The following is a 7,470-nucleotide window of genomic DNA, read 5'->3' as shown; positions in this document are numbered from 1 at the left end:
TGACAGCGACCCGGCCACTGGGCACCTGACTGGCGAGGCGGGCGTCCAGTACGCGCTGCGCATCCGCAACGCGTGCCTCGTCGCCGCCGCGTTCGCGGATGCCGGGATCACGGCCATCGTCACCGACACGGTCATCAATGAAGGGTTCGAGTCGCTGACCGGGGTCCTGGCCGGCCGGCCGGTCAACTTCGTCGTGCTCCGCCCGCCGGTAGCGGTGCTACGGCAGCGCGGGATCGACCGGCTGCCCGAAGAAGCCGCGTACCTGGCGGACCGCTACGGCGACTCAGATCACCCCGAGGCCGCCGCGTTCGCCGGCCGTGTCCAGGCCGCGGCCGGCGGCCGGCCGGTCAACGAGTTTGAGGGCATCATCGAGCGGGGCCTCGATCGCCTGCCGCGCATTGGACTCTGGGTTGATCCCAGTGGCCTCAATCCGCAAAGCGTGGTGGATCTTCTGCTGGACCGCCAGGCTGAGGCCCTCTGGACGCCAGGGAGTTCCGACCTCGGGATACGAGCGCGCGACGCTTAGCCGACGGGCGTTTCCAGCTTGTCTAGCCAGCCCCAGATGCCCTGTACGTTCAGGGCCGGGCCGGTCATCCGCTCGAACCTGGCGGCGAGGGCCGGGTCAGCGTCAGGGCCAAGCACGGCGTACCGGGACAGCGTGCGGGAGCGCACCATGGCGACGGCGTGGTCCAGGTCCATGCCCGCGGCGCGGGCCTCGCGGGTGTGCGACACCCACACGTCGATCTCCTCCGCGGAGCGGGCGAGGGTCGCGTCCACGTCGGTCACCGGCCCGTAGTGGCTGAACAGCAGCCGGGAGGGCCGCAGCGCGGCGAAGCGGCGCAGCGAGGCCAGCGCCGTCTCCTGGTCGAAGTCGGGCGGCGGGGTGGCCGGCCGCAGGTCGCCGGTCTCCGGGATGTAGACCCCCGCCGCGTCGCCCACGTACAGGTCGCCGCTGGCCGAGTCGATCAGCCCGACGTGATGCTTGGCGTGCCCGGGGGAGTAGTGGCTGTCCAGCCGCCGCCCGTCCCCGAGGTCGATGCTGCCCACGTCGTCCAGCGCGACGATCCGGTCCGCGGGGACCGGCGCCAGCTCCCCGAAAAGCCTGTCGAGCGCGGATCCGTACACCGCGCGGGCGCCGGCCATCAGGCGGCTCGGGTCGGCGAGGTGCCGTGCGCCCTTGACGTGCACCACGACCTCCGCGCCCGGGTACATGGCCGCGATGTCGCCGGTGCCGCCCGCGTGGTCGAGGTGGATGTGCGTGACCACGACCGTGGCCAGGTCCGCCGCTCCGACCCCCAAGGCGGCGAGCGCGGCCCGCACTACCGGCGCGGACGCCGCGGTGCCTGTTTCCACGAGGCACGGCCGGCTGCCCCTGATCAGGTACCCGGCCGTTATGCCTGCGTACCCGGCCATCCGGGTGTCGATCTGGAAGACATCGCTGCCGAGGTCGGTAATGTCACTATCTGAATATTTTCCGTCGCTCCTAGCAATGTCGTCCCGCACCCGACTATTGTCCCAGACTAAGGAAAGGGAACAGCCCATGGACCTCATGCTCAATGAGTACTCCGCCGCTCCCGGCAGCACCGTCATCGCGGTGAGCGGAGAGATCGACGTTTATACCGCGCCCCGGCTCAGGGAGGCGATCGTCAGCCTGACAGATGCGGGGAACTACCGCCTGATCGTGGACATGGAGGGCGTCGAGTTCCTCGACTCCACCGGGCTCGGCGTCCTCGTCGGGGGCCTGAAACGGGTGCGCGCGCACGACGGCGCCATTGACCTTGTCTGCACCCAGGGCCGCATCCTCAGGATTTTCCGTATCACCGGGCTGAGCCGGGTCTTCAATATCTACGATTCAGTAGACGAAGCCCTGGCCAGCCACGACAAGCCGGACATCCACCTCGCCGTCGCCGACGAGATAGCCGATTCCACGGACTAGCCGGCCGTCCAGCGGCGCCCGCCGGGCGCCGCGCGTCCTCACGGCTCGAACGTCCTGAGCACCAGCCCCGTCCGCGGCTTGGGGCCGAACGACGTGGACTTGCGCGGCACTCGCTCGCCGTGCGCGGCCACGTCCTTGACCGCGGCTAGCGGCATGGGGTTGCAGATGACGGCGGTGCCGTCGGCGTCCAGCGCCATCCGGATCGCCTCGCCCGCGTCGTGCGAGATCAGCACGTCGCGTTCGTTGTCCTTGATCAGCCACAGCTGGGCCAGCAGCAGTTCCTGCATGACAGACGCGTCGAGTGCCCGCCAGCGCGGCGACGCCTCGGCTGGCATCGCCGCCGCCAGCTGGTCCTCATCCGGCTGGGTCAGCAGCCAGCAGCCAGGCCGTCCCACGAGCAGGAACGCGGTCCCGTCCCGTCCAGCGGCGGCCAGCCGGTCCACAGCGGCCGGAACGTCGCCTGGCGGCACGTCCGCCAGCTTCTCGACGGTGAACGCCGTCGCGGCCAGCCGCGCCGCCTCTTCAGGCGCCAGGTGCGGGATCACCCGGTGGATCGCGCCGAGCCTGGGCGGGTAGGCGTCCGCGTCGACAAGGAACGCCAGCCCGTAATCCCACGGTCCCGCGCCGTCCATCAGGCTGCGCAGCTCCCGGTAGGCGGCGTACCTGTGATGCCCGTCCGCGATCAGCGCGGTCCGTCCGGCCAGGTCGGCGGCGATGGTCGCGAGCTCGTCCGGGTCGGTCAGCCGCCACAGCCGGTGCGTGATCCCGTCGCTGGTGACCGCGGAGACCAGCGGCGGCCGCTCGTCCGCCGCGAGGTCGACAAGCCGGGATGCCGGGCCGGCGGGGCCCCCGTGCCCGCCGGTTCCCGCGGCACCTGGTCCGTCCAGCGCGTCGAGCGAATCGGCGCCGGACTCCCCGCCGTTGTAGACGAGCAAGATCGGCTCGAGGTTGGCTCGCGTCGCCATCATGAGCTCGCGCCGCCCGGTCACCAGGCTGGGCATGACCCCTTCGTGCGGCAGGATGCCGCCGGTGCCCACGCCGACGAGCCCGATGAGGCCGCGCTGCGTGAAGCCGGGACCGCGCTGCTCGTAGACGTACAGCGCGGGCTCGGGGTCGGGCGCCAGCACGCCCGAGGACAGCCACGACCCCAGCCGCTCGGCGGCCACCGCGCCCGCGGCGTGCGCGTCGAGCTCAATCGCGGGCAGAATGAGCCGGACGACGTTGTACGGCGAGGCCGCGAGCAACGCGTCGAGCGTGCCAGGGCCGATCACGTCGTACGGTGGTGAGGTGACGTCGGCGAGCCCGCTCACCCGGACCGGGTCGTAGCGGACGCCGCGGAACGGCGCCAGGACGACACCCGAACCAGGGCTGGACGGAGAGTGGGTCTGCACATCATGTCTGAAGGACCAAGCGGCGGCTGGGATTCCCCGTTTCAGGAAAACGACTCGGAAACGCACGACGTGCACGCCTGGTACACCACCGGGATGGAACTGCTCGGCAAGGGCAGCCCGGCCGCCGCGGCCCAGGTGCTGCAGCGCGCGGCGGCTGCCGAGCCGCAGTCGCGCAGCGTGCGCGAGGCCCTCGCCCGCGCTCAGTTCGACACCGGGCGGTACGCGGAGGCGGCGGACAACTTCCGCGTGATCGTGGAGGCGAGCCCGAGCGACGACTACGCGCACTTCGGGCTGGGGCTGGCGCTCGCCCGCACCGGCGACCCCGAGGGCGCCGCGGAGTACCTCGCCCTGGCCGCCGCGATGCGGCCGGACCGCAAGGAGTACACCGACGCGCTCCGCCAGGTGCGCGCGACCCTCGAGGCCCGCAAGCGGACGGCGGAGTCATGACCGAAGGTTCCCGCCCCCTCGGCGCCGCCTACGACGTCGCGCTGCTCGACCTGGACGGCGTGGTGTACATCGGCGGCATCCCCATACCTGGCGCCCCCGAGGCCCTGCAGCAGGCCAAGCGCAGCGGCATGCGCCTCGCCTACGTCACCAACAACGCGTCCCGCACCCCGGCGGCCATCGCGGGCCTGCTGGCGGGCATGAACGTCCCCGCCGATGAGGCGGACGTCGTCACCTCCGCTCAGGCCGCGGCCCGGCTGCTCGCCGACAGGCTGCCGCCGGGCGCCAAGGTCCTCGTCATCGGCGCCACCGCGCTCCGGCTCGCCGTCAGGGAACGCGGCCTCACCCCTGTGTCCACCGCCGTCGGCAACCCCGCGGCGGTCGTCCAGGGCTATGGCCCCGGTATCGCGTACGCGGCTCTCGCCGAGGGCGGTCTCGCCGTGCGGGCCGGTGCGCTGTTCGTCGGCACCAACGCGGACAGCACCCTGCCTGGCCCGCGCGGCATCCAGCCGGGCAACGGGTCGCTGCTCCAGGTCATCGCCTACGCGACCGGCACCGCGCCGGTCATCGCGGGCAAGCCGGAACCGCCGCTGCACCGCGAGTCGGTGATCCGCACGAACGCGAAGAACCCGCTCGTCGTCGGCGACCGGCTGGACACCGATATCGAGGCCGCGCACCGCGCCGGCGCCGACAGCCTGCTGGTGCTCACCGGCGTCTCCCGCCCCGCCGACGTCGTGCTCGCGTCGCCGACGCAGCGCCCTACCTACATCGCGGAAACGCTCGACGCCCTGCTCCAGCCGTATCCGGATGTCACTCTTACGGATGACGGCGCGGCGTGCGGCGGCTGGACGGCGCTGCGGGCCGAGGGCGGTCACGGCGCCGGGCTTGCCCTGAAGGGGTCGGGCAGCGCCATCGACGGCCTGCGCGCGCTCGCGGCCGCCGGGTGGCAGGCAGGCGAAGGCCGCACCACAGACGACATCAAAGCCGCCCTCGAGGAGCTCGCCGCCGCTGGCCTGCCAACTTGACAACACACCGTAATTACGGTCTCCTAGTCCGCATGCCAGCACGCATGACTAGCCGAGTCGCCATGCTGTGCTGCCGCGTTCCCGCGTGTTGTCGCTGACCCCGAATCCAGGAGTCAGTCCAGCCAACACGTGAAGGAACCCTTCGTTGAACGCCGACCTCTCGGTTGCCCCTGAGATCGCCCAGCTCGCCGCTCCGTTCGTGCTGCCGCCGCAGTCCCGGGAAAGCGCCGCGCCGCACACCGTCGGCAGGAAGGCGGGCCAGCTCAGCGAGCTCGCCGCCGCCCCGCAGCGCTGGTGGGACCTGGTCCGCTTCGATCCGGACGCACCGCTGCGCGTCCCGGTGCCGGGAACGGCAGGCGCCTGGCTGCTGGTGCTGCCTCCCGGCGCGGTCACCGACTGCGACTGCGGTTACGCCACGCTGCTCGCCGGGGAAGTGGCCGAGGCGGGCCGCCCGCTGCGCGCCGGCCGGGTCCGCGTACACGGCAGCGGCAGCGGCAGGCACCGGATGCTCGGCGCTGGTCACGGGTACTCGGTGAGCCTGCACTACGCCGCGCGGCCTGCCGGTGTCACCCCGGGGGAGTAGACCGGAATCATCACTAGGACCGACGCCGTACCTACCCCGCGCCGGCCAGACTGAGGTCGTCTCTAAAAGCAGAGAGGACAATCTTCCATGATCGAGGTACGGGGCCTCACGAAGCGATACGGCGATAAGGTCGCCGTCAGCGATCTTTCTTTCGGCATCGAGCCGGGCAGGGTGACCGGCTTCCTGGGCCCGAACGGCGCAGGCAAGACCACCACGATGCGGCTGATTCTCGGGCTGGACTACGCGGACGCGGGGACCGTCATCGTTGACGGCAGGCAATACCGCGACCTGGCGTATCCGATGCGCGAGGTCGGTGCGCTACTGGACGCCAAGGCGGTGCACGGGGGTCGCAGCGCCTACAACCACCTGCTGTGCCTGGCACAGACCAACAACCTGCCCACCTCGCGGGTCGGCGAGGTGCTTGACCTCGTCGGGCTGTCCGAGGTCGCGCGCAAGCGGTCCAAGGGCTTCTCGCTCGGCATGAGCCAGCGGCTCGGCATCGCGGCGACCATGCTCGGGGATCCGCACGTGCTCATGTTCGACGAGCCGGTGAACGGGCTGGACCCCGAGGGCATCTTGTGGATCAGGAACCTGATGAAGGCGCTGGCCGCCGAGGGCCGCACGGTCTTCGTGTCCAGCCACCTGATGTCGGAGATGGAGAACACCGCCGACCACCTGATCGTGATCGGCAGGGGCAAGCTCATCGCCGACTGCACGATGGCCGAGTTCATCGCCCGCTCGTCCGGTGCGGCGGTGCGGGTGCGGACACCCTCCTCTGACCAGATGCTGCTCGCCGTGGCCGCCAAGGGCGGCACCGCCACCGTGGACGGCGACGGCTCGCTGCTGGTCCGCGGGATGCCCGCCGACATGGTCGGCGACATCGCCTTCGAGCAGGGCATCCGGCTGCATGAGCTGAGCGTCATGCGCGCCTCGCTGGAAGAGGCGTACATGGAAGTGACCGCGGACGCCGTGGAGTACCACGCCGAGGCGCGCACCGGCGCCGCGCCAATCGGAAGCGGGGTCTGACCAATGGCTACCACTACTGCACCAGGCTCTGCCCCGGCACTGCGGCTGTCGGCGCTGCCGCCGGCGACCGGCCGCGCCGGGCTGCCCGGCGCGATCCGCTCGGAGTTCACCAAGCTCCGTTCGGTCCGCTCCACCTACTGGACGATCGCGGCGCTGTTCATCGTCAGCGTCGGCATCGCCGCCATCGCCGGCTTCGGCATCGCGTCCCAACTCCACAACAACCCGTGGAACAAGGCCAGTACGGACGCGGCGCAGGCGTCGCTGATCGCCTTCTTCGAGCTCGGTCAGCTGATCATCGCGGTGCTCGGCGCGATGGTGATCACGTCCGAATACTCCACGGGGATGATCCGCACGTCGCTGACCGCGATGCCGCGGCGGGGCACGGTCTACGCCGCGAAGCTGATCGTGTTCGGCACGGTGACGCTGATCGTCTCGCTGATCACCTCGTTCGTCTCGTTCTTCGTCGGCCAGGCGGCCATGTCGGGCTCCGGGGTCGCCGCCTCGCTGTTCCACTCCGTCACGATCCCCAGGAACGTCAACTTGAGCCCGCCCCCCGGCGGGCCCAACAGTAACGCGCCGCCGATCTATCACTTCTTCGGCACGATCGTGATCTCTCCGGGCACCGTACTCACCGCGATCGTCGGCACCGCGCTGTTCGTGACGGTCGTCGCGATGATCGCGTTCGGCCTCGGCGCGATCATCAGGCACACAGCAGGCGCGATCACCTCGGTCATCGGCCTGATGTTCGTGCTGCCGATCATCATCCAGATCCTGCCCGACAGCTGGCGCTGGGACATCATGCGGTTCTTCCCCGACGCCGCGGGCCGGGTGCTCTCGGTGACCATCGGCCAGACCAACCAGCACCTGTGGTCGGCTTGGCCGCAGTTCGGGGTGACGCTGATCTACGCCGCCGTGTTCCTGGCGGTCGGCGCCTACCTGTTCCGCAAGCGCGACGCTTAACCCCTTTCGGGGGCCTGCCGATCGCGCGATCCACACCTTACAGAGAGGGCGGATCGCGCGATCGGCAGAATTTTTTCCGCCAGGATGTACCAGTGACCCCGATCC

9 protein-coding genes are annotated in these 7,470 nt (G+C 70.7%); 7 read left to right on the top strand and 2 right to left on the bottom strand.

Annotated features, from left to right (window positions below; genetic code table 11):
• Window positions 1-526: hypothetical protein (locus WA805_RS14445; RefSeq protein WP_425242572.1), on the top strand; the 526-nt coding region annotated here is incomplete at its 5' end.
• Here WA805_RS14445 and WA805_RS14440 read toward each other — a convergent pair.
• A complete protein-coding gene (locus WA805_RS14440; protein WP_422290327.1) occupies window positions 523-1,413 on the bottom strand; it encodes an MBL fold metallo-hydrolase in 891 nt (296 codons plus the stop codon). The two genes, WA805_RS14445 and WA805_RS14440, sit on opposite strands and share 4 nt — an antisense overlap.
• Before the next feature lie 127 nt (window positions 1,414-1,540).
• Here WA805_RS14440 and WA805_RS14435 point away from each other — a divergent pair, with 127 nt between their 5' ends.
• Window positions 1,541-1,936 carry an STAS domain-containing protein gene (locus WA805_RS14435; RefSeq protein ID WP_422274809.1) on the top strand — a complete coding sequence of 132 codons (396 nt, stop codon included), beginning with the start codon at window positions 1,541-1,543 and terminating at the stop codon, window positions 1,934-1,936.
• 38 nt (window positions 1,937-1,974) lie between these two features.
• Here WA805_RS14435 and WA805_RS14430 read toward each other — a convergent pair whose 3' ends face one another.
• Complete coding sequence (locus WA805_RS14430) at window positions 1,975-3,327, bottom strand: DUF1015 family protein (RefSeq protein ID WP_422274811.1); 1,353 nt, start codon at window positions 3,325-3,327, stop codon at window positions 1,975-1,977.
• Between the two features lie 3 nt (window positions 3,328-3,330).
• Between WA805_RS14430 and WA805_RS14425 the strand changes: the two genes are divergently transcribed.
• The 5 genes from WA805_RS14425 (at window position 3,331) to WA805_RS14405 (ending at window position 7,365) form a co-directional block, all read left to right on the top strand.
• Window positions 3,331-3,774 carry a tetratricopeptide repeat protein gene (locus tag WA805_RS14425; RefSeq protein WP_422290322.1) on the top strand — a complete coding sequence of 148 codons (444 nt, stop codon included), beginning with the start codon at window positions 3,331-3,333 and terminating at the stop codon, window positions 3,772-3,774.
• Window positions 3,771-4,796 carry an HAD-IIA family hydrolase gene (locus WA805_RS14420; protein ID WP_425242571.1) on the top strand — a complete coding sequence of 342 codons (1,026 nt, stop codon included), beginning with the start codon at window positions 3,771-3,773 and terminating at the stop codon, window positions 4,794-4,796. The genes WA805_RS14425 and WA805_RS14420 overlap by 4 nt, the downstream gene beginning before the upstream one ends.
• Before the next feature lie 145 nt (window positions 4,797-4,941).
• Entirely contained in the window at window positions 4,942-5,379 is a 438-nt protein-coding gene (locus tag WA805_RS14415; RefSeq protein WP_422278715.1) for a cysteine dioxygenase, read from the top strand.
• An 87-nt stretch (window positions 5,380-5,466) separates the two neighbouring features.
• Window positions 5,467-6,405: an ABC transporter ATP-binding protein gene (locus tag WA805_RS14410; protein ID WP_422290324.1), complete on the top strand. Its 939-nt coding sequence runs from the start codon at window positions 5,467-5,469 to the stop codon at window positions 6,403-6,405.
• Window positions 6,406-6,408: 3 nt separating this feature from the next.
• Window positions 6,409-7,365: an ABC transporter permease subunit gene (locus WA805_RS14405; RefSeq protein ID WP_422290326.1), complete on the top strand. Its 957-nt coding sequence runs from the start codon at window positions 6,409-6,411 to the stop codon at window positions 7,363-7,365.
• The last annotated feature ends 105 nt before the right edge of the window (window positions 7,366-7,470 follow it).

Origin of the sequence: Trebonia sp. (genome assembly GCF_049794275.1) — a bacterium.
Classification (GTDB): Bacteria; Actinomycetota; Actinomycetes; order Streptosporangiales; family Streptosporangiaceae; genus Trebonia.
The sequence above is the reverse complement of the archived record's forward strand: the minus strand, read 5'-3'. Positions and strand labels throughout refer to the sequence as shown.